The organism is Lewinella sp. 4G2 (assembly GCF_001625015.1).
Classification (GTDB): Bacteria; Bacteroidota; Bacteroidia; order Chitinophagales; family Saprospiraceae; genus Neolewinella.
In genome coordinates, this window is sequence record NZ_LVWJ02000014.1 from 1703269 (window position 1) to 1729866 (window position 26598).

Consider the following 26598-nt stretch of genomic DNA (forward strand, 5'->3'; position numbering starts at 1 on the left):
ATAGTTTCCGTTCAGGCTTCGGGGTGTTGTTCCTCATCCCTATTTCATCGCACCCGCGTCAGCGCCAAACCATCCATCAACTCACTTTCCGGTAAGTCAAGATCGCCAGCCCGTTAAAGACGAGCCCCAAAACCGCCGTCACCCGGAAGTTCCACGCCACGTCAGCCAGGCCGCTGCCCTTTAGCAGGACTTTGCGCATTACCGCTACGAAGTGCGCCACCGGGTTCGGGATGGTAAGCACCTGCGCCCAGTCGGGCATGCTCTCGATCGGGGTGAACAGTCCACTCATTAATATGAAAACCATCACAAAGAAAAATGCAACCAGCATAGCCTGTTGCTGGGTGTCGACCAGGTTAGAAATGAATAACCCGATACCAAGTACTGCGATTAGGCTAACCAGACAATAGCCAAATACCACCAGAAGACTGCCCTCGATCGGTACGTTGAAGATCAACTTGCCGGCAGTCAGTCCTATCGTCAGCAGGAACATACCGATGAACAGGAAGGGAACCATTTTGCCGAGAATGAATTGCCAGCTTTTGATCGGAGTCACGTTGATTTGCTCAATGGTGCCGATCTCCCGTTCGCGAACTGTATTCATCGCCGAAAGCAGAATAACCAGAATGATCACCAGCTCCCCTAGAATACCGGGCACCATGAAGTGTTTATAGTCTAAGTCGGGGTTATACCAGTTCGCTGAGGCCACTTCGATCCTTGGTGCCTTACTGCTATTCCCGCCATGGGCCTCCAGACGAATATCCTGGTTGAAATCCTGAATGATAGCCGATAGATAACCAGAGCCGACCGTTGCCGCCTGCCCGTTGATGGCGTTGACGAGCATTTGCAGCTTCACCTGCTCCCCCGTCAGGAAATTGCGCTCGAAGTCGGGTGGGATGTTGAGCACGATGTCCGACGTGCCCGCCAGCAAACCATGATTGGCCAGGTGAGTGGCCGGTGGCGCATCGATAAGCGTAAAACGATCGGAGGCGCGAACTTGCCCGATTAATTGCCGCGAATACTGCGAACGATCCAGGTCGGTAACCGTGAGGTTGACGTTCTTCACCTCGCTGTCTGCGGCAAACGATAGCAGGATAAGTTGCATGATCGGCATCACCGTCATCATCGGCAACATTGCTTTATTGCCAAGGATCTGAATGAACTCTTTCTGGATGATGAAAAACAAACGGCGCATGGCAGATTATTTGGTACGGACTTTGAAATTGACCCAACTAAGGCCAAGTAATAACAGCGTCATTCCTCCCAGCACCAACGTCGGTATCCAAAGGAAATTCATTCCCAACCCCTTCAGCATGACGCCCTTCAGCAGCTCGATGAAATAGGTCGCTGGTATGATCTTCGAAACTTGCTGCAAAAACCAGGGCATACTGGTGATCGGGAAAATGAATCCGGAGAGTAGCATCGACGGCATCAGCAACGAGAACAGGGAACCCATCATCGCTTCCTGTTGGGTAGCGGACCGCGTGGAAATCAGGATGCCGAGTGACAGGGCGGTTAGCACGTACAACAAGCAAAAGGACAGAAGCAGCACCAGACTACCTAGCACGGGGACGTCAAATACAAAGTAACCCATCACCAGGATCACTATTGCGTTAACCATCGAGATCACGACGTAGGGCGTCACTTTCCCGAGGATGATGGTCAGCGGGGAGAGGGGGCTGACCAGCAGCAGGTCCATTGTCCCCGTCTCCTTTTCCCGGGCAATTGTCAGGCTGGTCATCATCGCCGAGATCAGCAGCAGGATGATGGCAATTACCCCGGGGATGAAATTATAGGCGTTGATCAGTAGTGGATTATACACTAGCTGCGTTTCTACTCCGATCTGGAAGCTCCCCGGCCCACTGGCGTACCGTTGCTGGAAACTGTTGATGATCTGTCCGGTGTAATTGAGCATGGTCGTGGCGTAATTCGGGTCGGAACCATCTGCTAGTAGTTGCAATGACGTACGCTTACGGCGAAAAAAATCCTCTTCGAAATCCGGCGGAATAACTACGCCCATCTTCACTTCACCGGAGCGGAACAGCGCGTCGAGTTGATCGAGGTTCTGCGGTTCGCCGGCCAGGCTGAAATAGCCCGTAGCAGTCATTTCGTTGATCAATTCACGACTCAACTCATCGTGGGCATGGTCGATCACCGCCACCGGCGCGTTACGGAACTCAGTCGTCACGGCATAGCCGAAGATCAGTACTTGCGCGATGGGCATACCCAGGATGATCACCAGCGTGCGCGTATCCCGCAAAATGTGGTAAAACTCTTTACGAACGAAGGCCAGAAAGGAGCGCATAGTAAAAGTTTTTTGGCCTACTAGTCCAGTGTTAGATGGTTTTGGCGCTGACGCAGGTGCGAATAATTGGATAATGGAACAGGGAATGGAGAGCCAGTTGTAATCAATGGTTAGCGGACGAGCCGGAGAAATACCTCATCCATTGATTTGGCGGAGAACCTTTCCCGCAATTCTCCGGGAGTGCCCAACGCTGCGATCTTTCCCGCCACCATGATGGAAATGCGGTCGCAGTATTCAGCCTCATCCATGTAGTGGGTAGTGACGAAAATTGTCCGGCCATCCGCCGCTGACGCGTAGATCATTTCCCAGAATTGCCGCCGCGTAGCCGGGTCGACACCACCGGTAGGTTCGTCGAGGAAAACAACGTCGGGATCGTGAACGCCCGCCACGGCAAATGACAAGCGTTGTTTCCAACCCAATGGCAGACCTCCGACTTTCTCGTCGGCCTTACCTTCCAGCTGTAGTTCGGCCAGAATTTCGTTCGTCTTCTCCTTGATTGCCTTACGGCTCAACCCGTATACGCCGCCATAGAAGTTGATATTTTGGCGTACGGAAAGGTCCTCGTAAAGGCTGAACTTCTGGCTCATGTAGCCGATACGTTCCTTTACCCGTTCGCTCTCGGTCATCAAGTCCAGTCCGGCTACCGTCGCCTCCCCACTGGTGGGCTTACTCAGACCGATCAGCATTTTGATGGCGGTTGTTTTGCCCGCGCCGTTAGCCCCCAGGAAGCCGAATACCTCACCCCGCCCCACCTCAAAGGTGATGGCGTCCACGGCGGTAAAGTCCCCGAATTTTTTGGTCAGCCCTTCGGCGGTAATTACGTTGTCCAAATCAGTTTACATTAGGGCAAGGAACACGTCCTCGATGGTGGCCTCCGCCGGTTTTACGACGACGCTGCCGTGACCGGACTGACGGGCGTAGGCGGAGATTTCATCCTCGGTAGTACCTGGCTTCCCGGTGAGGTGAAGAAACTCCCCGAAGACCTCCACGCGCCGGGCAAAGGGTGCTTCGCGCAGGTCGAGCAGTAATTGGTAGTAGTCGTCGGCGCGGACCGCGAAGAGGTTATGGTCGAAATTGTCGACGATGCGGGCCGGCTCGTCCAGGGCCAGGATCTTCCCGGTTTGGAGCAGGGCCACGCGCTCGCAGCGGGCGGCCTCGTCCATATAAGGCGTCGAAACCAGGATGGTAATCCCGGCTTTTTTGAGTTCGGCGAGCATAACCCAAAAATCGTCGCGGCTGACGGCATCAACGCCAGTGGTTGGCTCGTCCAGGAGAAGCACCTTCGGCTGATGGATCAGGGCGCAGCACAGGGCTAGCTTTTGCTTCATCCCACCGGAGAGCGCGCCGGCACGCCGCGTGCGGAAGGGCTCGATTTGTTCGTAGATTGGCTCGATCAGGTGGTAGTTTGCCTTGATGGTCGTACCGAAGATGGTAGCGAAGAAATTGAGGTTCTCGGCAACGGATAAATCCTGGTAAAGGGAAAATTTTCCCGGCATGTAACCCACGTGGCGGCGGATGCTTTTGTAGTCCCTGTTCACGTCCCAGCCGGCAACGGTCGCCCGCCCCGAATCGGGGATGAGCAGCGTCGTAAGGATCTTGAAAAGGGTGGATTTTCCCGCTCCGTCCGGCCCTAGCAGCCCGAAGCGTTCCCCCGGGGCAATGCTCAGGGTAAGGTTATCCAGTGCCAGGGTGTCCCCGTAGGATTTGGAGATACCTTCTATTTCTATACCGTTCATCGCTTCTTGGTTTCCTCCCCCGCACCTGCGTCCGCGCCCCCGAAATTGACTTCCGCCGGCATCCCCAACTTAAGGCGCCCTACGGGATTGGGGACCGCCACCTTGATAGCGTATACCAGATTGGTGCGCTCCTCCTTAGTCTGGATGGTTTTCGGAGTAAACTCCGCCCGGTCCGCTATCCAGCTGATGGTACCTGTGAGGCGATCGTAAGCTTCGGCCCCGGCATCGATAAGGACTTCAACCTCCTGGCCAATGCGGGCTCGCTGTAGCTGAACGCTGCCCGCGTAGGCGCGTAAAATCAGCGTGTCGGCATTGGCGATGCGGTAGAGTGGCGAACCCACCCCAACGATCTCGCTCGTCTCCGCCATTTTTGTCATCACCGTGCCCCGGATGGGGTTACGCACGTAAGCCTTGTTGATCTGGTTGGTGAGGACGTCAATTTGCGCCGCTACCGGACCCCGACCGGAGAGCACCGCCCGGTTGGCCTCGCTGGTCTTAGCCCGCGCGGCCGCGATCTGCCGGTTGACGACTTCGATCTGGCCGTTCAATTCGTCAAGTTGGCGGGACGTTGCCGCTTTGGCCGCGATAAGCTTTTTGGTGCGGTCGCGCTCCCGGATCAGGTTGCGTTTCTGGTCTTCGTAAATAGCGATGTCGGGTGCGGCCGTCCGGACTTGTTTACCGAAGGTCCTCAGTTGGGCCTGTAGCTGTACGCGTTGCAGGTGGAGCTGGGTGGTATCCACCAGCCCAATCAATTTACCCGCGGGAAGTAGTTGACCTTCTTCCACGTCGAGTTGCAGTAGCCGACCGTTTGCTTCAGCACTTACGGTAGTTGTAATGGCCTCAAAATTTCCGTAGGCATCGGAGCGGACCTCCTCTTCGGTGCAGGCAGTGAATGAAAGGAGGAATAACAGGAACGCGAAGTGTTTCATGGTTGATTTTGTTCCGATTGATGAGGTAAAGGGTAGGGGCTGGCTCTTGCAGCAGGCGCTTAGAAGTCTCCTCGCTCGTTGAGAAAATTGAGCTGAATTTCGGTTAGCTGGGTTCGGTCGATGCGGAGTTTCTGGCGCGCCAGTAATTCGGTATTGGCCTGGCTGAGGTAGTCCGTGGCGGTGATGACGCCGTTATCTAGTTGCGCCGCCATCTGCGTCAAAATCTCCGCTTGGAGTTGGGCGATTTTCCTGTTGCGCTCGATCTGCTGGCTCAAGCGCTCGACGTCAGCCAAGTAAGCGTCATTGACGGAGTTGAGGTTAAAGAGAAAGGTCTCGCGCTGATTATCCAGTTGGGCGGTCCGAAGTTGAAGTAGTTGCCGCAGCTTGTCGGACTTCCCCCAGTCTTTAAGTTTCCATTTAAAGTTGACGCCACCCAGGGCGTAGGGAGCAATGCCGTTGTCGAACAGATTAAGCGGGTTGGGAGCGCCCACCCCAGCCTGTAGGAAGGTGGAAACAAGTGGCTTCGTGTCCGCTTCGATCAGTGCCTCATTGGCGCCAATCGCAGCTTGCTGAAGCTGGAAAAGGTCTAATTCGGGCCGCTGGACCATCGGAACGGTTGTCGCTCCCGGGAGATCGGGGAGTTGGAGGTCTACGTCGGAGGAGAGCTCCCGCCCCGTCAGGGTAGAAAGTTGCGCTACCAGCCGCGCGATGGTTCCCGTGGCGTTATCTCGCTGGGCTTCAATTTCTACTTGGCGAACGCTGAGTTGCAGGACTTCACTTTCGAGTGCCGCACCGAGTTCTACGGCTTGTGCAACGGTAGCCTTCCGCTCGGCGATATCCGCCAGCGTTGTCGCGAATAGACTCACCTGCTCCCTGCTGAGGAGGATGCCGAGAAACAATTGGTTGATCCGCTTACGCAGGCCGAATCGCTCTACTTCCAGCTGTTGGTTAGCCAGCTTCCCTTCCGCTTCGGTTACTCGCTTCCGTGCGTCGAGCCGCCCGCCGTCGTAAATCGTGTATGACGCTTCTCCGTAGGCCCGGGCGCTGTATAATGGGATATCTATCTCCAGCGGTAGGTTCTCGGCATTTTCGAAGCCGGTGGTTTCCGATTGCAGAGTGGCCGACCCAAGTAAGTTGAGTGTGGGTTTGCGTTCTAGATCGAGTAGGTCGAGTTCCGTACTGAGTATTTGATCGTTCAACCCGGCGTTGCGCAGGTTGGGGTAATTGCTTTCCAGCAGATCGTATGCCTCAGTGAGCGAGAGCGACTGCCCGCTAAGTTTTCCTACGGCACAAAAACTGAGCAGGAGAATGAGGCCCAAAATCACGACAGTTGTTGATTTTCCCCGTTGGTAGATGGTAGTCATTGGTTCAACATTTTAATGTCTACGGTTACCGGTTTATGGCCTACCTCTACTTTGACTTTACTGAAAGAAGGGCGACCCATCGCCGTCATGCCCGCCAAGCCCAGTGGTTCCCTCGGGTAGCCAATGAAATTAGTATCCATGGCTCCGTTAGCATTGAGATCCTGAAAGAGAATAATGGCGTATTCACCAGGAGGAACTTGCGGAAATGTGAACGTCACTTCGTCTTGGAATTCAGCCGTTTCCAAGCGAAACGCGGCCTTGTCTTGCTCGCGTGGGAAGCCTTCGGCTGAGGAAAAAAGGAGAGCAACCATTTTGCCTTTGCCAGTAGCATCAATGCCGGAAGTGCTGACGGTGACGGAGGTTTGTGCTGTCATGGAGGCCGCGAATAGCACCCCGGCGGCCAGAAGGATTTTGTTAAGCATTAGAAACGGATTGAATGTGGTAAATGCCCCGGTTGGCCAATCTTTCTCTGAGTACCTTACGGGCGGTAAAGACCCTGCTTTTGGCAGTCCCTATAGGTACGGCTGTCAGCCGAGCGATGTCTTTGTATTTCATTCCTCGGTAGTGAAGGAGGAATGACCTGCGATTAACAGCTGGTAAGCTGTCCACTATTCTCAAAATATCTTCTGCGCTCAGATCGCTTTCGGCGTGGTTGTTGCTCGCACGATTCCCCATCCAGGTTCCAGGGACGGGGTGGTACTCGAGCAATTCTTTGCGGCGTTTCTTCCGGCGATAATCGGAGAGAAAGACGTTGCGGATGATCGTTTTTACCCACGCCCTGAAGTTGGAGCCGCGCTGAAATTTATCGCGATACTTAAGAATGAAGTATTGCACGTCCTGTATCAGATCGGCAGCGTGGTCACTGTCCTTCGTTAAACGGAGGGCGAATGCATAGAATTCTGACTGGTGGCGATGGCAGAGAGTCTCGAGTTCAGTAAAGGTTAGCATACCCTCAGAACTAAGCGAGCAACCAAAAGGTTTAACCAAGTGGTTAAATTATTTGGATGATGCTGATGACTGTGCCTAGTTTTCCCTCATATCCGCAAACAAAAGTGGCCGGCCGGTAGCTAGTACCGATCGGCCATGGTCATATTTATTTAGTGTTTAGCTATGGGCGTAAGCCACCCGCTACGAAGGCCAGTACCTCTTCGGTTCTTTCCTCTAGCACTTGCCGGAACATTTCCTCAGGAACCCCCGCGACGGTTACGACCATCGGCCGGGCCACGAAGGGGAAAACGACGAGGGACATCACGTTGAGAATGAGGTGAATCGGGTTGATAAGGCGAATCTTGCCGGCTTGTCCCTCTTCCATCACTTGCTGAAAAAAGCCCATGATAGTTGTCGGCGCGTCGGTCTGCATCGCCATATCGGTAACGAACTTCCCCTGATTTTGCGACAGTTCGTGCATGATGAACAAGGGTAGATGCGGTCTTTCCAAGAGCAGCCGAATGTGATTAGCCACTAGATCGCGCAATTTCCCCATAACGTCTTTGTCGGAGTTTAAGCTAGAAATCAGCACCGGCGAGACTTCGTTGATCGCCTTAGTGAGGATGACGCGAAACAGCTTCTCCTTACTTCGAAAATAATAGTGTAGCATGGCTTTGTTGATGCCCGCCTCGTCGGCCACCGCCTGCATGCGGGTACCGGCATAACCTTTTTCCTGAAAGATCTTTTCCGCGGCTTGCAGGATTTTTTCCTCAGTCTGGGTAGCAACTTCGCTCATGGGTTAACTTTTGGTACTCAACGTGGCGATTAACTGTTTAGTTGGACTTTGGGTTAAGCGTGGCCTCGGTCAGTTCAGCTCAGGCAGCTTTAGTGTGCTCGAAGTTGATTTATACCAGAATCCTGAAAAAGAAGGACCTATTATCATCCACGGATTGTCGAAATGATTGACCGTTGGAGCATATTGTTTGGGGAATCAATAGTGGCTTTCCTTGTCCCTTACCACCACCCTGCGGCTGCGCCAAAAGAAAAGGATGTAAGGCGACAATGGTCCAGAATCCTAATCCTAAATGAATGCCCCTTATCCCGGCTCTTCCACAGAATTTAACGCCTGCTGGTACCCATAAATCCGTGCGTACGCCGTGCCATCAATCAGCAAAAGCACTACGAGAAAAGCAATTGTAGTGATCAGCGCTGCTCGCCAGCCAGGGCCCGACAGAAAAAGCAGGGCAATGGCACAAGCCGCAATCAAAATGGGGATGGCGGTAAACACCACGTTGTCGTACTCCTTCAGCGTCGCCTCGGCGCGAACGCGTTCCGCTGCAACGAAAGCTGCCGCATCGCGCTCGTAAGCTACCGGGAATTCAGCCAGGCGGGTGCGGTTCGTGAAGAATAAGCCAGTCCCGATAATCACCAGCAGCACACCCGCCACCAGCGTGGGGATGATGTAGGCGCGTGCTAACTCCGTCTTCCCCAATTGCCAGAACCCGATGCTGGCTACGAGGAACAGAATGCCGGCCAGGATGAAGAATGGGGTGGAGACGAGCTCTGCTTTAGCCCAGTCGGTGGCTGATTTTAGGATGGTCATGGTTTTTATTCTTATTTAATGTTGATTGAATTTTTATCCCTACTCGCTAATTATTTTAGAGGGCTACCACTAATTTAAATGACATGAATTCTTTTAAATGATATTCACTCCCCCACCAACCAGGGCCGCAAATGCCCCGCCGGCAACTCCTCCCGCTCCGGCACCGGCACTTCGTAAGTAATATCAATCACCTCCACGGCACCACCCCGCAGCGCAAATAGCGCACTCTGGTAAGGCGGCAGCGAATGATTAATGCGATAATTATTCCCCATAAAGTTGACGTTGATATCCAGCTCATCCACCGTATCGTCGTAGCTCTGCCCGAAGGTCAGGGGGAAGGTGATGCCGGCCGCGCCCCGGGGCGCCACGAAGAGGTAGAGCGTATCCTCCACCGCCCGTGACCAGTAGGGAAAGGGTTCGGCCGCGGACACCAGGGGAGCCGTATCCGGTAGTTCGGTGCTTACGTTGGGTAGGGCCTCTAAGCGTTCCTTAAGGTCAATAAATTGGGCGCTCGCGCGGGTGCCAGCCAATTGGGGGGAGGAGCGGAGGGCGACGCGCCCACCGGATTCCGCCAACTCAACAATTGAAAGGAGGTTCTCCGTACTGAGGTAGTCTACCTCCACGAAGAGGAAGTCGAATAGCTGCGGCCCGATCCCAATTCCCCCATCGCTTTGCACCCGCGCGCTGCGCAAAAATTCGCCGTTGACCCAAAGCGGGTTGTACCCCCAGAGTTCCTTTGGCGGATAAACGTACCGCATTTCGTAATGCCCCCAGGCCCAGATGAATTGCTGGTCCAGCGGCATCTCGCCGGCCCGCCAGGCGTCTTCGGTAGGAAGGTAGACGGCGGCGCGGCTGGCCGTCTGGCCCCGTTGAAAGTAGCGGGAAACGGTCGTGAGGTAATCGTTGAAGGCGGGCAAGTGGGGCGCCAGCGCGGAAGAATCCCCCAGGTGAACGGTAGCGTAAAAGGTGACGCTGTCCGTGCCCACCGGACTGTGCGGTTTCCCGTGCCAGATGATCTGATTGATGCCGTTGGCGAAGGCCGCGTCGGCCATCAGTTTGAGGTCGGCGACCTGGGCGCGGCGCTGGAAATCGCGGGGCCAGCCGTACGTACACGTAAAGGTTTCGGCGCTCACGGTGGCTTTACCGCACAGCGCCGCCGCCGCCGCGGGGATGCGGTTGTACTCGGGTTCGTAGAGCAGGAGCTCCCCCTCCGGCACGTCGAGTTGGTCGTAAGCGCTAAGAATGTCGGCCGGCGCCCCACTGGCCTGGCCCCGGCTGCGGACGCCCCGTTCGTGGCAAGCATCGGTAAAACCAGCGTAGAAATCCACCACCCGTTCACTCAGGAGTTCGTGGTAATCGTAACGTTGAGTTGCACGACCATCCGCGTACAAACTATCCATGAAGGGTTCGATGCGGTAGCCGTAGCGGTCCGCAAAATCATCTCCGAAACCCTCGGCCCACAGGCCCTTCGTTTCTACTTCCCAGCTATCGACAAAGTAGGACTGCCCCGCCACCGGGTCGGGGTACTGACTGTACGTCCGGTCGAAATAAGCGCGGTAGTGGGCCGGCGTGAGGTGGTCCACCACCAGTCCCTGCACGGGCCATTCCCAGTGGGCGGTGATGGGTTGGCGGTAGTCCGGTTCTCCAAACTTCCGGCTGGCCTGGGTGCTATCGAGGCCGACGTCGCCGAAGGGCCAGAGGCTGCCGCCCGTCAGGTCGCACCCCATGCCGAGGCTGGTGGCGTAGCGTTGGGTGTAGTCCACCGCCGCGCGCCAGTCTTCGCCCAGCCACGCGTCGCGCGGGATGTAATTCGTATCCCGCTTATCCATCCGGTTCAGGGGGTAAACGAAGGCCAGTTCTATGCCTCCGAAGCCGCGCGCGTGCAGCCAGTCCAGGTTGTCCTTGATCGTGAGGGTATCCATTTCCTGGGCAAACCACCAGTAGCGGGCGTAGGGCCGGCCACCGTAGGCTTGGTCCGTTGCGAAGGTGGCCTCCGGCTCGCAGGCGAAGAGGCCCAGCAGGAGGAGGGGAGCGAGGTAGCGCATCATGCGGCTAACATACGGTGTTGGGGTGGGTTTTGGCTTAGGTGGTTTTTTGGGGCGCTGCCGCGGGTGCGGGGTTTGGGGGAGGAGCTGGGGAGGTTGGTAAGTATCTCCACTGAGTTGGCACCCGCGGCAGCGCCACATCATCAGTCCCGCACTCGGGATTGGTGCTCTACTATACAAATAGCAGCCAGCTAAGTCACCGTCAAGCGTTGCCAGTTGGCGGCTAATTGTTCACCAATCTGCCATTAGGGACCGCACGTCTCCGCGATCGTACACCAGGCGGACGGCCTCGGTGTAGGCCTCTACAAACCTTGGCTGTTCCGAAAGATCACCAAAGATGCTTTCTTGCCGAAGGAATGATATTGGGTCAGTAGTCGTACCCGCCGCCGCGCGGTGGAGTTGCGCCGCCCGCTCATCGAGGATCTCGAGGGGTTCATTTTTTTCGTTGTGCCGTTGATCGGAATAGTAGCACCAGGCGGCCAGGATGAAAGTAGCGCGGTGGATCTCACCGCCCCGCCGGAGGTTCTCGCGTAGGGTGGGCTGCAGGAATTTCGGCAGCTTGGCCGAACTCTCCGAGCAAATGCGGCCCACGCCGTCGCGAATGTTGGGGTTCGCAAAGCGGGCTTCTAACTGGTCCTTGTACGCCTCCAGGTCGATACCGGCAACCGGGTCCAGGATGGGTGTGACTTCCTGATCCATAAAAGCGCGCATGAAGCCGGCGAAAACCTTGTCGCGCATACAGGCGTCGATCGTCGGGTGGCCGTGCAGCGCGCCGGGGATACCGAGCACGGAATGGCCAGCGTTAAGCAGCCGGATCTTCATCTTTTCGTAGGGCGACACGTCCGGCACGAATTGTACGCCAACGGTCTCCAGCGGCGGCCGGCCATTTACAAAATTATCCTCCACCACCCACTGAATAAAGGGCTCGCAGACGACGGGCCAGCCGTCTTCCAGTTCGAACTCCCGGAAAAGATATTCGGAGACCTCCGGCGTAGTAACGGGTGTGATGCGGTCGACCATCGAATTAGGAAACGTGACTTCTTTTTCTATCCATCCCGCCAGCTCCGGATCCTGATGGCGAGCAAAGGCCAGGAGCATTCTTCGGGCGACGTTCCCGTTATGCTGAATATTATCGCAGGATAGCACGGTGAAGGCTGGGTGGCCGCCAGCTTTCCGCTTTCTCAAAGCAGCGGCCAGGTAGCCAAACACGGTGCGCGGCTCCTGTGGGTGAGCGATCTCGTACTGTACGTCGGGGTTCGTCAAGTCAAACTCCTCGGTCGCCGCGTTGAGGTTGTACCCACCCTCCGTGATGGTAAGGGAGACGATCTTCGTTTTCGGATGAGCCATGCGTTGGATGACCGCATCGGGATTGTCCGGCGCCAATAGGTAGTCACGGATGGAACCGATGATCTCGCTGGAGTTCGTGCCATTGGGGCGTTGGTTGACGAGCGTGTACAGCCCGTCCTGCGCCTGCAATACCTCCGCCATCGCCCGGTCCCCTTCCCGGAGACCGACACCGGTGATGCCCCATTCCGGCGTTCCGTCTTTGAGTAGTTGGTGGACGTAATACGCCTGGTGGGAACGGTGGAAACCGCCTACGCCAATGTGGACGATGCCTGTTTGGAGATGTCCTCGGTCGTAGTCGGGACAGGGAAGCTTACCAGCAAATGCGGTCAGATTTTGCTTATTCAGTTGCATGTATTGGAACCTTTAGTGTGTAAGAGCTGCCGCCATCTTACCCCGCTGAAAAGCCCAGTAAGCCGTCACGAAGTATACCACGGTACAAACAAATCCGTAGGAATAAAACGTCTCCCGGTTAGCGAGGTAAGCCGCCTCGTTCGCGCTACCGAAGAGGACCATCCAGGCCAGACCGAGGGTAGCCGCCAGTGCCAGGTAACCGACTCCGGAAAGTAGTTTGGAGAAAAAGGATTCATCACGTCTGACTACCGGTTCTTCCGTCGCCAAACGGGTGTGGTAATCGCGCACGGAAGCATTGAATGCGGCCTCTTTAGCTTCAGCTTCCGGATAAGCCTCCTTTGCGCCGTATCGTCCTGCGAGTAGGGTATACACAATGATGGTGAAAATCCACGTCGGTAAAAACAGGTAGTAAAAAGACATTAGGTCGAGAAAATTCAGGCCGAACCCGAAGACTAAGCCCAGACCCCAAGAGGCTACGGCCGGCAGGCTATGTGCGTAGTCCTGGAATTTGGCCCAGTAACGGGTGTAGCCGATCCTCGGGAAGATCTGGTGTTCGGCGAATACAATCGCCCCAACGGGTACGACGAGCAATCCAGCATAAGTCAGCAGCGGCAGGATCTGAGAAAAGACGAACGGGAAGCAGGCGATGATGACCATCGCAACACCCACGATCATCGTTGTTTTACGGCGGGGGTAGTTGGAGAAAACCGCCTGCGCCGCCAGCCCCGCTCGGTAAAGGTTGGTGATGGCCGTTGTCCAACCCGCTACAATGACGATGACGAAACCTGACCAGCCGAGGGCGTAGTAAGCCACGTCGCCCGGGTCGAGCTCAACGATGGTTTTGCCCAGGATGACGGCCGCCCCGGCGCCCATGATGCCCGCGGCGATCCAGGCAATGTAGTGGCCGAAGAGCATTCCTGTACTCGTAGCCAACCCGTAGGATTTCTTCTTGGCGAAGCGCAACAGCGCCATGTCGATCAGCCCGAAGTGGGTGATGGTGTTGGCCGCCCAGCCGAAGCCAACGACTTCCACCAGGCCGATCCCCGGCTCCCCGTCGCTGTTGATGCCAGTCCAGACGGACTGGTTGCCGATCTGGATGAACTCCGCCCAACTCTCCGGTAGGGTAGTGCCGACTACGCTTAGGGTCAGTGCCGGTAAGAGCACCATTGCCCCGCTCGTAAACATGACGAACAGCCAGGGTGCGCAGAGGCTGGAGAATTCCGAAACCGCCTTAAAGCCGTAGATAGCTACGAAGACGGCAAACAAGCCCACCGCGATCACGATTAGTACGAACCACGGATTAGTCGGGTACCAATCCAGCTGCGCCGGTATATCAAAGGCGAATCGCACCGCCGTCGCCGATACCGTCACCATCGCCGCCGAGATGACTGTGAAGATGACCACGTTGGCCCAGTCGTAGAGTTTGGACATGTTACCTCCGGCGATCTTTTTAAGGTAGGTGTACAGACTCAAGCGCGTATCAACGGCGATGGGCGTAGTAATGAACGTCCAACTCAGCACCGCCAGGACGTTCCCGATCAGCAGGCCGATGATGATATCCATCGTGCTCGCACCCAATGCGACAAAGGTGGCACCAATGACGAACTCGGTGGCAGCGACGTGTTCGGCGGCGTAGAGGCCAGCGAAGTGCGTCCAGTCGTGGAGTTCGTGCTTGGGGACGGGGAGTTGTTCGGCTTGTATGCCGGCTAAATCTGGTGGCGTGTTTGTCGCTGGCTCCATAAGTCGTTGTATTCGTGGCTGTTCTGGTGTGACCGAAAGTACCAAATATTACAGTTCGCTCGATCAATTAGCTTATTTCGCCAACTAGGCCGGCCGGTCGAACGGTGGGAAGTGCTTTATCTATCGTGGAACGAGTCAGCGGCGCTGCTGCCAACCAGCGAATGGCGAGACTACCGTCAACACACGGATCAGTTGGCGTCGCGATTTAATTGGGACAGGTGCCAGATCGCTACAACCAGCGGGGTACCTCACCCCCGCACAAACACCATAAAATGCTGCCAGGGCAAATTCCCCACATTCTCCTTTAACCGTAAGCCCACCGCTTCCATCTCCCGCACCGCTTGCTCCTCCGACATCTTGTGCAGGCGCTTGATGGGCACCGACGGATCTTCCATCCGGTACTCCAGCAGCACAAAACGCCCGCCCGGCTTCAGCGCCCGGACGATGTTTTCCATCATCTCCCGCGGATGGGAGAGCTCGTGGTAAACGTCGACCATGATGACCAGATCGACGGAGTTTGCGGGAAGCTCGGGGCTGGTCTCGGTGCCCCGGATCAATTCGACGTTGTCGATGCCTTCCCGCTCGATCTTCTCCTGCATGAGCGCAAGCATCTCCGGCTGGAGGTCGACGGCGTAGACTTTTCCCTCCGGTGCCTCGGCGGCCATGCGGAAGGTGTAGTAGCCCGACCCGGCGCCGATATCCGCGATGGATTCATCCGGCTGAATATTCATATTCGCGATGGCCTGGCTGACGTTTTCTTCGTCCTCCCGTTCCGCCCGCTCCAACCAGTCGGCGGCCTGGTGGCCCATGACGTAGCTGATCTCCCGGCCGAGGTAGTACTTATCGGTGCCGTTTCGGGATGGCGTTTGGTAGGTGTAGACAGCGTCTTCCGCTGGCGCATTGGTTTGTTGCTGGCCGGTGCAGCTGGTAACGAAAATCAGGGAAAATAGGAGGGTTAGGAATCGGGGGAGCATGTCAGCTGGTTTATCGATCAGCTAATGGGGAGGCGGGGGAATGGTTTTGGGAGGCGTCTTAGCACTGCCGCACTAACCGAGCAACGACGTGGGCGGGTAAAAGAAAAATTAAACAAATTCCCTCCCGGCCACCCTACTGCACCACCATCCGTTCCGTCCACCGCCGGCCATCCTGGGTACTTACCACTACGAGGTAGATACCGGGAGGTAGCGCTTCACGTGAGCTCCAACGTCGGGTGCCCGCCCCAATTTTTTTGGCGCTGACGCGGGTGCTGTGTGCGGAATAAAGAGCGAGGGAAAGGGGCTCCGATACCTCCGGAAGGCGAAGGTCGAAGCTGCCGGAATTAGGATTTGGGAAAACACGCAGTTCGGCTGTTACCTCCCTTTCGAGGTAAACGATGGGGCTGAAGGCGTAGCTGCCGTCCAGGTCCACCATTCGTAGGCGGTAGTAGGCGGAGGATTGGGGCTTGTCATCAACGTAGTCGTACTGTCCTGCATTCCGTCCTTCCGCTGCACCTGCGACAGCGCCTAGTAGTTGCCAGGTGTTGCCATCCGCGGAGCGCTGGACCTCGAAGTGGCTGAAATCCTCTTCGTTAGCCGTTGTCCAGGAGAGCAGGTTATTTTTATTCCGGGCTTTGCCGGTAAAGGAGAGTAAATCGAGCGGTAGCACGGAGACGGTAGTCAGCGTAATGTCCCGCCCGTTGTTATAGCTGATTTCCAGAAAACTGTTGTTGAATTCAATCAGTGCGCCTTCGGGCAGGCCCGCGAAGGTGCCCACGATGTCGGAATCGGCATCGTTACGTACAATGGTGAAGACGTCGTTGACGGTGGGTTGGTAATCTCCTTCCAGCCGTAAACTCGCTCCGCCCAGTTGGCCAGAGGCACGAAGAACGATTTGATCGTATTCCGTGCAGGCAGTTATGCCCTCCAGTTCAATGGTTAAGATGGGTAAATTACTCACGGAAGACCGCATGGTTAGGCAACCGGGAGAACTACCGGGCTGGAGGTTGCTACCATCAAAGAAGCCTACTTCTCCACTAATGCTACCTTCCGCTCCCAGGGTGCTTCCGTTGAAAAATTGGAAGTCTTCGTTATCTAAGAAAATGGCATTGCCTCCGCTGTTAGTGATGATTAGTTTACCGTTAATGTTCCCGTTGATACTTTCAATGCCGTTGAAGGCGGCATCCCGAATTATCAGTGTGCCAGTTGTTCCGATCGTCAGCATTTCGCGATCGCCAATAATACCGTCTTCCCCTGCACCAATCACGGAAAGTGAGCCATCGACCATTATCTCGCTGGGGTCGTTGGTTACTCTAATCCCCGCCCCAACGGGAGCCTCAATGGTCCAGGAGCCCGTCGGTGAAATTTCGAGGATACCATCATCAATTACTACTGCATCCGCCGGGGCATTTGTACAGTTTACGGTACCATCGACGATCAGGTTATGGAATCCCCCCATTTCAACACCAAGCTGATTGAGCGTGAGGCTTCCGGACTGGCCGATGGTCAAGTCGCTTTTAGCGGTCAAGCCATAATTGCCGGATTGGTCGGTAATGAGTACGTTACCATCTAGAATGATGAGGGAGTCCCCGGTTAAAACCAGCCCGTCCGCACCACCACTGATCGTTAAATCAGCTCCTTCGTTTAACCGAAACTGGCCATCGCTGCCAACGACGTGGAGCTCGGTGATCGTCACCGCCCCGGTATCAATGATGGCGATGGGGGCATCGGAAATATCACCTATAATTACTCGGTCCGTGGTACTCGGTACCCGACCGATAGTCCAGTTGCCGGCTTCGTACCAGTTGCTGTTGACGGCGCCGGTCCAACTAGCCTCGATGGCGTTTTGAGTGGCGGTAAGCACTACATCGTTATCGTTGGTGCCATCGGCGTAAGAGATTTTCAGCAATACCCCGTTGAACGGAAATAAGGTACCTTCAGGGAGGCCCGCGAAACGTTGAGTAAATGCTCCGGAACCTGGTTTCAGGATCAGCGAAAAAGCTTCCCCAATTTCGGGGATATAACTTCCGTTTAGTTCCAGTACTGCACCGTCAATATTTATTCCCTGGGGTATATTCAGTTGGCTATAGCCCGTGCAGGGCGTAGTACCGTTGATGGTAAAAGCCAGCGTACCCTCACCCAGGTCGGGGATGGCTAGCACATTAAGACATCCGTTGGAATCACCCACTTCCATCCGGTAGTTATCTTCATCCTGCCAACGGGTATCTATGGTGCCCGCACAGCGGAGGGTGCAGCCTGTTCGGGGGAGGAAAATGCCCTCGTCGACGGCGTTTAAAGCGGAACCGGATATGGTTAGCACGCCCCGCACGTTTATCGGGTAGCTACCGTCATCGTCACAATGAATACCGTGCCCACCGTTGTTCCGCAGGGTTACTTCGGACGGTGCGTTGAAAGCCATGCCGTTGTCGTTGGTGGCATGGATACCATCTCCTCCGCTGTTAGTGACGGTCAGCTTTCCATTAATTGATACACCCGCGCCGTTGTGGAGTAGGCCCGTGCCCGTAGCTGCGTTAATCCGGCAATCGCCGGTACTGCCTACATTCAACCTACCGTCGCCCTGCAGTGAAAGGCCCGGCCCGTCGTTGAGTTGTAATTGTCCGTTGCAGGTCAGCGTCCTGGTAACAAGTACATCGGTGTTCGTTTGCTGGAACATTAAATTACCGTTGGGCCCAATCGTCGTAGTGACCCCCAGTAAGGGCATGCCATTTGCCTGCTGGTCAACTAAAAGCTTACCGTTGACAATCAGTCGACCGCTTTTGGCGACGAGGCCGGCCGTACCGGCACTAAGGTTCAAAATAGCCCCTTCGGCTACGGTGAAGTTTCCGCCGTTGCGCAGTTGCAGGCTGGCAATGGTGGCCGTTCCCGTGGGTAGGATGGCTGGGTTCGCCCCGGCTTCGATCAGCACATCATCGTCCGCAGTCGGGATGACGCCGCTCGCCCAGTTGTCGGGGTTGTACCAGTCGCTGTCTACCGCTCCGGTCCAGATGGCTTGGTCGGCCCCCAACAAGGTAGTCAGGGTAATGAATGCGCCCCCTCCGCCAAATTCGGCCATGCTTGGATAAGTGATTTCGAGAAGCGTACCGTTAAATGACAACGTATCCCCATTCGGCAGACCTCTGAAAGTACCACTTGAAGGTGTGGAAACATTGTCTGGCACCGCTACCAAAAAGGTTTCGCCTGCCATAGGGACATAATCACCGTCTAATTCAAGACTAGCGCCGTTGATGCGTAAAAAGTTATCGTAGGTGAGCTGGCTGTAGTCCGTACAAACGGTAGGTCCGTTGATCTCAATAGTGAGAATGGCGTTGTTGAAAAGGACTTCCCGGTCGAAAAAGGCGCACCCCGTTGGGCTACCAGGAGCCAGCCGGCTGTTCGCCGCAAAGTTGATCAAGGTGCGGACAAAACCGTCTACCGCCAAGGTTCCTCCCGCATTGATGCTAAAATCCTGGCTACCCGTGATCGCATCGTTGCTGCTACCGATAACCTTCAGCGTACCGCCGATGGCTGCTTTCACACTATTTATGCCATGGCGACCTGCGTTATTCACCTCAAGTAAACCCTTTGGCACCGACAGGTAATCGCCCTGGCCTGCTCTTATACCGTCAAATCCGGGACTGAGAATGGATAAACGACCATTGACTTCCAGCGTATCGTTTCCGTCAAAAGTCCTTACCCCGGACCCGGTTGGATAAGAAATGGAAACGGACCCCGTAGTATCTACGTAAACAACACCAGTCTCCAACAAGATGCCTTCTGCCGGGGCGGTAAGGCTGGTTACAGAACCAGCAACTGAGAGGCGGGCGCGGTAAACATTGATTCCACCTTCTTCCAGGAAAATGATTCCTGCGGGCCCTACCTCCACATCACTATGCACTTTCAGCCCATAGTCACCGATCTGATTATTAATGCTGACGGAACCATTAAGTACGGTGAGGGAATCCGTATCAAGGAAAAGCCCTTCGGTGCCACCGCTGATGGTCAGCGTAGCCGCTTCGTTTAACCGAAACTGGCCGGTATTAATTACCTGTATTTCCGCTACCGTGACGGAACCGGTATCGATGACTGCCGGAGGAGCCACGATGTCACCAATCGTCACGTGAGACTCGGGGCCGGGCACCAGTTTGGTACTCCAGTTTCCACCTTCGTACCAATTGCTATCGACGGCTCCCGTCCAACGTACGTCAATATTGTCGATGGCGGTGAGGACGACGTCGATCTTGGAACCTTCGTACACCTCATAAGCGATCTGCAGCGGCACGCCGTTGAATAGCACCGTACCACCTTCCGGCAGCCCAGCGAAGGTGCCTCCAGCCTCGTTGCTCCCGCTCGTTGTAAGTAAGGAGAATTGATCCCCTACTTGCGGAACGTAGCTACCGCTAAGCTCCAGTATGGCGTCGTCAATATTGAGGACATCGTCGTATTCAATCTGATCGTAGCCCGTGCAGCGAGTTGTTCCCTCTATCTCGAAGGCGAGGGTCGTTTCGCTCAGGTCAACGGGCGATTCAAAGGTCAGGCAACCGGGGGATGCCCCGGGTTCGAGGCGGCTGCCAGCGGCGAAAGACACGTCTCCAGTGAGCCGGTTTTTCGCGCTTAAGGTGGCGGTAGCTGAGTTTACGAGATTTCCTCCGCCAATGGAGATGCTACTGGATCCAGCAACAAAGAGTGCCCCGTCATTAATGATTGCAAGCTCCGTAGAATTGAAATTAATACCACGAGATATAAAGTTGGTAATGCTGACTCTACCGGTACTCCTAATGTTAATGCTACCATTATCGTAAGTAATGCCAAATTCGGGGCCAGAAATTGACAGGTTCCCCAGAATGTCTATTCTACCTTGGGCAATCATACCAATTGGCACTCGCCCCGTAATTGACAGTGCTCCGCTTTCTTCGATGAGGAGCGTGCCTGAAGTGCTTACCGCCATATCCGCTCCACGGCTCAATTCTACAATCCCTGCACAGTTTAGGGTGCCACCCACTCCAAAATGACTACCGTAGGCCAGTAGGACGCCGGTTCCTCCTACCGACATCACCCCCCGGCAACTGACGCTTCTTTGCCTTTGATTTTCAACGGTCAGGATGCCATTTACGGTAACCTCTCCCTGAACGTTTAGCCCGATCTCCCCGCCCGACAAACGCAAACTGGCTCCTTGCGCAAGGGAAAACAGGCCTCCCGCGTTAATGGAGAGGCTGACAAGGTTTACATTTCCAGTTGAAATAACTGCGGAATTGGGTGCCGGATCAATCTCGACCAAATCGTTCGTGCCAGGTACTGCCCCACTACTCCAATTACCCGCCTCGTACCAATCGCTGTTGACGGCTCCAGTCCAGTGAACTGGTAGCTGCCGGATAGCAAGCCCTATTTCGTCAAGCGGTGTTTTGGGCTTGGCTCCTATGCGGAAATAGTAAGTTATGCCAGCTTGCAGGGTGACGGTATCTATTTCCCCACCGGCTTCAAAGCCTTCATCATTGTCGATGCAGCGCATTTCCGTAAGCGGGTGGCTGGCCCCCGTGTAAATACCGAGCGTAAGGTCATTCTCAACCCCCGGTCGAGGCTCATCGACGTAGCCGTTGGCGTCGATATAAAAATCGGCGGTGGCGGGTGGGGTGTAGGCGTACCACCAGGATACAGTTGCCCCGCAATTGTTTTCGTTTGTCTCGGTAGTTGCCCCGTTAAAGCCAACGGTAGCCGGCAGGGAAGAAAACACATCATTTCCCTCCAACACCGTGGCATTCGCCAAGTCATCATTCACCGGTGGCGCATCGTAGGGTTCCCCGTAAAGGACGATGTCATCACCATCTCCGCCGACGTAACTGATGAGCATCAGCGCACCTTTATGCCGGAAAGTGTCGCACTCCCCCAACCCGGCGAAGGTGCCGGTGATCGGGTTGGAATGCACGTTGTTGATGATTACGAAGGTATCGCCGGCTACGGGTAGATAAGTACCACTGAGCACCAGCTCCGCGTCGGTAATATCCGCCGCCTCCTGGAAGATGATTTGATCGTGCAGCGAACAAGCCGTGCTCCCCTCCAGGTCGAACCGGAGGACATCCTCGGTCAGGTCCACCGCTTCCGTGAAGGTCAGGCACCCTTCGGCCGGGCCTGGTTGCAGGGTAATGATGCCTTCAAAGTTGACCGTACTGGTCAGCGTCCCCTCCGCGATTAAAATACTTTCATCAATATTCTCAATTGTACCGCCGCTGGAAAGTGCATTTGCGGCATCAGCCAGGATTAGCGTGCCCTGATTGCTGAACGTGGTCGCATTGTCAGTGAAGTGGACGCCGATATTGCCGATCTCGCTGACTTCAAGCTCCGCTTCCCGGTTGACTTCAACGTTGCTACCCGCACCCAGGACGAGGCCGTCGCTACCTATCTCGGTGATTTTCACTTCTCCGTCTACGTTTAAACGGCCGTTAGCTCCCAGGCGGACGCCGTCACCCGGCACTTCGTTGATGGAAATGAGCCCGTCAGGAGTGCACTCCAACTGACCGTTGTTGATCTCAACTCCGTTTCCTGCGTCAGTTGTGACGGCAAGGGTGCCCATTACGTTCACCTCGCCTTGCAGTATTCGGAGGGTGCCTAGCAAGATGGAGAAGCTGTTATCGCGCAACGATACCTGGCCGTCGTTTAGCTCAATTGATGGTCCTGAAGGAGAAGATACAACGAGGTTGCCCTCAACGGTAAGTTGGCCGTTATCAGTGATAGCAACCCCTTCATTCAGGCCAAAGACCGTTAGCTGACCATTAGGTGTTACCGTCAGCCTGCCCGCTTCAATCCGTAGCGCCCCAATCTGGACGGTATCATTTATCCGGGGGCTTGGGTTAGCGTCCGGGATAACAACGGTGGCATTAGTGGTGGGTAATGCTTCCAAATCCCAGTTATCTACTTCTTCCCACGCGTTATTTTCAGCCCCCGTCCAAGTGAATATGGCGGGCGTAATGGTGGTCGTGATGTCGCCGCCAAACACATTTTCGGGTACGGCAATGCGTAAATAGTAAGTGACTCCACCAGTGAGTGTGACAATTTCTGCTTCACCGCGCCCCACTCCCTCGTTGTTATCAAGACAGCTTACTTCAGTCAGGGGGTGGCTGCTACCGGTATATACGCCAAGGCTGACGTCATTACTTACACTAGGTGAAATGTCGTCAACAACTTCCGCTCGAATCACGAAATCTTTCGTCTCGGCGGGCGTCAGGGAGTACCACCAGGAAAGCTCTTTTTCACAAATCAACTCGTCAATCTCCGTAGTGGCTACGTCTTCATCAAAACGGTTTACAACGTGGCTGAAGGCGCCTGAGCTCAGATCGACCGTGATGGCATCCGCCAGGTCGTCGTTGGGTGCCTGGGCGAGTATTTGGGCGCTGCCGCAGGTGCAGAGGAGGAGGATAAGGAGCGGAGTGAGGGGAAAGCGGTAGTCTGACATTAAGGCGAGGGGGGGTAATTCGCCCGCAAAGGTCTCGGCCGACCGCAGTATTACTTTTCACCTATCTTAAAAAATGGAGAACCGCCTACTTTTTTTTGCCCCGGATGACGCTCAGCGTTTGCTGGGTAATCCCCAGAAAGGAGGCCGTGCTTCCTAAAGAAACCCGCCCGGCAATACTAGGGTACATCTCCAGGAAAGAATCGTACCGCTCGGCCGCGCTCTGAAATTGTAACATGTTCAGTTTTTGGGAAAACAGATCCAGCAGGTATAGACTAAACTCAATGATCACTCGGCTCAGTCTGGGGAAGCGCTCCTCTAGGGCCCAAAAATCTTCATATGCGATCATGCTAACCCGGCAATCTTCTACCGCTTCCCACTGGTAGCGTTCTGTTTTGTTTTTGTAGAGTATGCTATTGACGGGTGCAATGAAGCAATTTTCGTCAAAGAAGAAATGGGTGATGTCTTTCCCGTCCTTGAAGAAAAAGGTTCGAAGGATGCCTTCCTCCAGAAAGAGTACCCGCCCGGCGTATTTTTGAAAATTGGCAATCACCTTTCCCTTGTGAATCTTTTCCTCGGTGAACGCACCGGCAATGATGGAGCATTCTTCCTTAGAAAAGACGTCCTTGTGCCGGAGATAGGTATAGAGGTTCATAGGGCAGAATTCAATTTCATATACTAAAATGCTAGCTACAAACACGGTATTTATATCCGGGTTGCCTACGCCTCTCTTATTCTTAAGCACCTCAGGTGCAGATGATGTTTTGAGGCCTCGAATAACCGAGCCAGGCTCATTGCAATACCACCCGCCGGGTTAGCATCTGTCCTGCTCGATTACGCAGCCTAAGTGAATACACCCCCGCCCGAGCATTGGGTACGTCAATCGCCACGTGGTGTACGTCAGCAGCAATCATCACCGATAATATCTGGCGTCCGTGCATATCCAATAAGGAGAGTTCCCCCTGCCCTTCGGCGGAGTAGCCAGCCTGTGTCAAATCTACCGAAAACCGCCCATTACTTGGGTTAGGATATACTTTCATCGCACCTGCGGCAGCGCCCGGGTCATTTTCTACGTAGACAACATCGCTGTATGAATAGGTCCCGTCCAGATCAATCATCTTGAGGCGATAGAATGCGGTGACGGCGTCCTCTTCGTAGACGTAGGAATTCTCGCCAAGCTCACTTCCGTCGAAAGATGCAACATGCATATTATCAAGGAGTTGCCAGGAGTGCCCGTTGCCTGAACGCTCGATCTCAAAGTGGCTGAAATTCTCCTCATTGGTGGTCGCCCAGGTCAGTACATTGCTTTTACCCTGGTTTATGCCGGTAAAAAAGAGCAGGTCGAGAGGGAGGGTGGAGGATACGTATAGACCAATATCATCACCGTCACCCGCCACGTAGGAGATCATTAACTCGGCCCCGTTGAAGCGCAGCGTTGCTCCTTCCGGCAAACCGTCAAAAGTGCCCTGAACGTTTGAGGTGCTCGACCGCCGGACGATCAGAAAAACATCATCCACTACTGGGGCGTAGTCACCCGTAAGCACCAGTACTCCGTCGGTCACGTCGAAGGCCTGATCGCCGAGGTCAAGTTGGTCAAATTCTGCACAGGCGGTGGTTCCTTCCAACTCAACGTTTAATTCCACGCCCGTAAGATTGGAAAGCGTGTTGGATTCTACGCAACCGGGGGAACTACCGGGATGCAAAGCACTACCCGCGGCGAGCTCCATTGCGGATGTGACCTCGCCGTTGATGAACAGCTCCCCGGAGGCCGTTTGGTTAAAAATACCATCTTCCAAAGCCTGGCTGCTGGCATCAAGAATTCGGAGGGTCCCGGCATTCGTGAAGGTGGACCCTACCTCTAAGTCGATTCCGTCGGAATCGACATCACTCAGGGTAATACTGCCATTGTTGGTGCAATCGCCGCCAGTGTTGATGGCATCGCTGCTGGTGGTGACGATGCCGATGGTTCCGTCGTTGACCAGGAGCAAACCGTTTAGTCCCCGGCGCACATCATTGATGTCGAGCGTTGCCGCGCTCCCAATTTGTAATACACCGTCCGAGCTTGTTTCCACTCCGTCGCGCGAGTAGTCTTGTATCGTAATGGTTCCTTCATTGGTGAAGGTGCCCGTAATCTTGATGGCACTTTCGGCGCCCTCAAGGAGGGTGATACTTCCGTAGTTGGTGCAATCCGCACCGGTGCTGATGGCATCGTCCTCCGTACGGGTGACTGAAATGCTGCCATAGTTGCTAAAGCTACCGTTTTTGATGCCCTCTTCAGCCGTGTCGATCTCAACGGAGCCGGTGGTGCCAACGGTCAGTAAGCCACCGTCGGTATCAATCGCGGCTTCTCCGACCTTGCTGATGATCAAGCTGCCGTTTACCCAGCAGTTCCCGCGGCACAGCAATCCGATTTCTTCGGGTGATTCTACGGAAATGAGCCCATTCTCCAGGAGTTCTAAACCACCGGACTCGCCCACGAAAATGCCATCAAATTCCGCATTGCTGCAGTTGAACTCACCGGCAATGCTCACCGTATCGTTTACTTGAAGACCTACCACCCCATTGCTTGTTGATACCAGCCCCGTAGACCGAATGTGGGCCTCTCCCTCCCGAACGGAAATGCCAATACCGGAGGTCAGATCGAATTGCACCTCGCCTTCTACCTCCAAGGTGCCTCCGCCTGTAACCCGTACACCAGATGTGCCCTCAGAAACAGTCAGAATCGCCCCCTGCCCAACAGTCAGACTTCCACCTTCCAGGGTGATTTTTCCAGCCAAGGCATTGTCGGACGCAATGACGCAAGGCCGAACCGCGCCGCCGGAAATGGAAATAGCTTGCCCGGCGGTTGGCATTTTTCCGGTCGACCAATTTTCCGCCGTAAACCAGTCGGTACTGGCTGAGCCTTGCCATTCAATAGGAATGACCTCGGTGGTAGTCCGAATGTTACACGGCCTGGCGTCACTGCCCATGGCTACCCGAAAATAGTAAGTCGTTCCGGCGGTAAGCATTAAGTCAAGGGTTTCGCCACCGCCCGAATAGTTATTTGTATTCTGGCAAACTATCTCCTGCAAGGGGTGAGCGCTGCCGGAATATACCCCAAGGGATACGTCCGTATCCGTCGTGACGCCCGTGGCCGATAGATCGCCGGACGACAGCTTATAAGCTTGCGTAACAGTGGGCGTAAAGGTGTACCACCAGCTGTTATCGAAGCCGCACATTACTTCATTAGGCTCATCGGAAGTGCCAATCACCTCTTCGCCGCTAAAATTATCGGCGGAGATAGCGCCCAGGGTAAAGGTATACGCCCCACTTAGCAGATCGTTGTCGGGCGGGACTATGTCGCCCGAAGTCGTAATGGTGAATGTAGACCAGTCGCTGGCTTCTTCGGCCCCGGTGCCGGATTCAGCGGCGCAGATGTTACGAACGTAGGCGAAAAAGGTAGTTCCCGAAGCGAAACCGGAAGTATTGAGGGGAGTACCGACGCTATTCAGAGAGCCAACGCTTTCAGTAGCGGGGTCCTCCAGTGCACAGAAGGACAATACGAATTCCTGGCGAACGGCTTCCATACTGCCTCCTGTCCACGATACGGAAAAGCCGTTATCAGAAATACCCAGGACGTTCTGGTCAGTAGGGCCGGCACACTGCGCATGTAAATTGGCACGGCTACAGATGCTGAATAAAGAGAAGAATAACAAGGTGAGGAATAATAAAAAAGATATACGCTTAGCTTTCATGTAGGCCGGTTTACGGGGTTACGCCGATTTGGCTGTGCTTCCGGACTAATCCTAGTCCAGTAGCGCGGCGCAAAACTATCGGTAGTACAACCTGGACCTCTCTTT

The 26598-nt window shown here is 55.0% G+C and carries 17 protein-coding genes; all 17 read right to left on the reverse strand.

Annotated elements, in window-relative coordinates; translation table 11 throughout:
* Positions 1-76: 76 nt before the first annotated feature.
* Positions 77-1192 (reverse strand): ABC transporter permease, encoded by a 1116-nt coding sequence (locus tag A3850_RS07795; protein ID WP_068215312.1) that lies wholly within the window; start codon positions 1190-1192, stop codon positions 77-79.
* A 6-nt stretch (positions 1193-1198) separates the two neighbouring features.
* Positions 1199-2302 carry an ABC transporter permease gene (locus A3850_RS07800; RefSeq protein WP_068215314.1) on the reverse strand — a complete coding sequence of 368 codons (1104 nt, stop codon included), beginning with the start codon at positions 2300-2302 and terminating at the stop codon, positions 1199-1201.
* Positions 2303-2412: 110 nt separating this feature from the next.
* Complete coding sequence (locus A3850_RS07805; RefSeq protein ID WP_068215316.1) at positions 2413-3132, reverse strand: ABC transporter ATP-binding protein; 720 nt, start codon at positions 3130-3132, stop codon at positions 2413-2415.
* A gap of 6 nt (positions 3133-3138) precedes the next feature.
* On the reverse strand, positions 3139-4038 hold the full coding sequence (locus A3850_RS07810) for an ABC transporter ATP-binding protein (protein WP_068215319.1): 900 nt from the start codon (positions 4036-4038) through the stop codon (positions 3139-3141).
* A complete protein-coding gene (locus tag A3850_RS07815; RefSeq protein WP_068215321.1) occupies positions 4035-4967 on the reverse strand; it encodes an HlyD family secretion protein in 933 nt (310 codons plus the stop codon). Before A3850_RS07815 ends, A3850_RS07810 begins: the two co-directional genes overlap by 4 nt.
* A 59-nt stretch (positions 4968-5026) precedes the next feature.
* Positions 5027-6331, reverse strand: a complete 1305-nt coding sequence (locus A3850_RS07820) for a TolC family protein (RefSeq protein ID WP_068215323.1) — start codon at positions 6329-6331, stop codon at positions 5027-5029.
* Positions 6328-6753, reverse strand: a complete 426-nt coding sequence (locus tag A3850_RS07825) for a DUF2141 domain-containing protein (RefSeq protein WP_068215325.1) — start codon at positions 6751-6753, stop codon at positions 6328-6330. Before A3850_RS07825 ends, A3850_RS07820 begins: the two co-directional genes overlap by 4 nt.
* Complete coding sequence (locus A3850_RS07830) at positions 6746-7279, reverse strand: RNA polymerase sigma factor (RefSeq protein ID WP_068215326.1); 534 nt, start codon at positions 7277-7279, stop codon at positions 6746-6748. Before A3850_RS07830 ends, A3850_RS07825 begins: the two co-directional genes overlap by 8 nt.
* Before the next feature lie 160 nt (positions 7280-7439).
* A complete protein-coding gene (locus A3850_RS07835; RefSeq protein WP_068215328.1) occupies positions 7440-8054 on the reverse strand; it encodes a TetR/AcrR family transcriptional regulator in 615 nt (204 codons plus the stop codon).
* A gap of 300 nt (positions 8055-8354) precedes the next feature.
* Positions 8355-8861, reverse strand: coding sequence for a hypothetical protein (locus A3850_RS07840; protein WP_068215330.1), 507 nt, complete (start codon positions 8859-8861; stop codon positions 8355-8357).
* A gap of 104 nt (positions 8862-8965) precedes the next feature.
* Positions 8966-10909, reverse strand: a complete 1944-nt coding sequence (locus A3850_RS07845; protein ID WP_068215333.1) for a glycosyl hydrolase — start codon at positions 10907-10909, stop codon at positions 8966-8968.
* A 228-nt stretch (positions 10910-11137) separates the two neighbouring features.
* A complete protein-coding gene (locus tag A3850_RS20160; protein ID WP_068215335.1) occupies positions 11138-12604 on the reverse strand; it encodes a mannitol dehydrogenase family protein in 1467 nt (488 codons plus the stop codon).
* 12 nt (positions 12605-12616) lie between these two features.
* Positions 12617-14344 carry a cytosine permease gene (locus A3850_RS20165; RefSeq protein WP_068215336.1) on the reverse strand — a complete coding sequence of 576 codons (1728 nt, stop codon included), beginning with the start codon at positions 14342-14344 and terminating at the stop codon, positions 12617-12619.
* A gap of 248 nt (positions 14345-14592) precedes the next feature.
* Positions 14593-15318, reverse strand: coding sequence for a class I SAM-dependent methyltransferase (locus tag A3850_RS07860; protein ID WP_068215337.1), 726 nt, complete (start codon positions 15316-15318; stop codon positions 14593-14595).
* Between the two features lie 133 nt (positions 15319-15451).
* Positions 15452-22762, reverse strand: coding sequence for a T9SS type A sorting domain-containing protein (locus A3850_RS07865; RefSeq protein ID WP_068215338.1), 7311 nt, complete (start codon positions 22760-22762; stop codon positions 15452-15454).
* Between the two features lie 85 nt (positions 22763-22847).
* Positions 22848-23414, reverse strand: coding sequence for a Crp/Fnr family transcriptional regulator (locus tag A3850_RS07870; RefSeq protein WP_068215339.1), 567 nt, complete (start codon positions 23412-23414; stop codon positions 22848-22850).
* Positions 23415-23550: 136 nt separating this feature from the next.
* Entirely contained in the window at positions 23551-26493 is a 2943-nt protein-coding gene (locus A3850_RS07875) for a T9SS type A sorting domain-containing protein (protein ID WP_157500979.1), read from the reverse strand.
* Positions 26494-26598 lie beyond the last annotated feature (105 nt).

Coding starts and splice junctions, on each gene's coding strand:
- A3850_RS07795 (WP_068215312.1), bottom strand. CDS start 1,192: ATGCGCCGTTTGTTTTTCATCATCCAGAAAGAGTTCATTCAGATCCTT.
- A3850_RS07800 (WP_068215314.1), bottom strand. CDS start 2,302: ATGCGCTCCTTTCTGGCCTTCGTTCGTAAAGAGTTTTACCACATTTTG.
- A3850_RS07810 (WP_068215319.1), bottom strand. CDS start 4,038: ATGAACGGTATAGAAATAGAAGGTATCTCCAAATCCTACGGGGACACC.
- A3850_RS07815 (WP_068215321.1), bottom strand. CDS start 4,967: ATGAAACACTTCGCGTTCCTGTTATTCCTCCTTTCATTCACTGCCTGC.
- A3850_RS07820 (WP_068215323.1), bottom strand. CDS start 6,331: ATGACTACCATCTACCAACGGGGAAAATCAACAACTGTCGTGATTTTG.
- A3850_RS07825 (WP_068215325.1), bottom strand. CDS start 6,753: ATGCTTAACAAAATCCTTCTGGCCGCCGGGGTGCTATTCGCGGCCTCC.
- A3850_RS07830 (WP_068215326.1), bottom strand. CDS start 7,279: ATGCTAACCTTTACTGAACTCGAGACTCTCTGCCATCGCCACCAGTCA.
- A3850_RS07835 (WP_068215328.1), bottom strand. CDS start 8,054: ATGAGCGAAGTTGCTACCCAGACTGAGGAAAAAATCCTGCAAGCCGCG.
- A3850_RS07840 (WP_068215330.1), bottom strand. CDS start 8,861: ATGACCATCCTAAAATCAGCCACCGACTGGGCTAAAGCAGAGCTCGTC.
- A3850_RS07845 (WP_068215333.1), bottom strand. CDS start 10,909: ATGATGCGCTACCTCGCTCCCCTCCTCCTGCTGGGCCTCTTCGCCTGC.
- A3850_RS20160 (WP_068215335.1), bottom strand. CDS start 12,604: ATGCAACTGAATAAGCAAAATCTGACCGCATTTGCTGGTAAGCTTCCC.
- A3850_RS20165 (WP_068215336.1), bottom strand. CDS start 14,344: ATGGAGCCAGCGACAAACACGCCACCAGATTTAGCCGGCATACAAGCC.
- A3850_RS07860 (WP_068215337.1), bottom strand. CDS start 15,318: ATGCTCCCCCGATTCCTAACCCTCCTATTTTCCCTGATTTTCGTTACC.
- A3850_RS07865 (WP_068215338.1), bottom strand. CDS start 22,762: ATGTCAGACTACCGCTTTCCCCTCACTCCGCTCCTTATCCTCCTCCTC.
- A3850_RS07870 (WP_068215339.1), bottom strand. CDS start 23,414: ATGAACCTCTATACCTATCTCCGGCACAAGGACGTCTTTTCTAAGGAA.
- A3850_RS07875 (WP_157500979.1), bottom strand. CDS start 26,493: ATGAAAGCTAAGCGTATATCTTTTTTATTATTCCTCACCTTGTTATTC.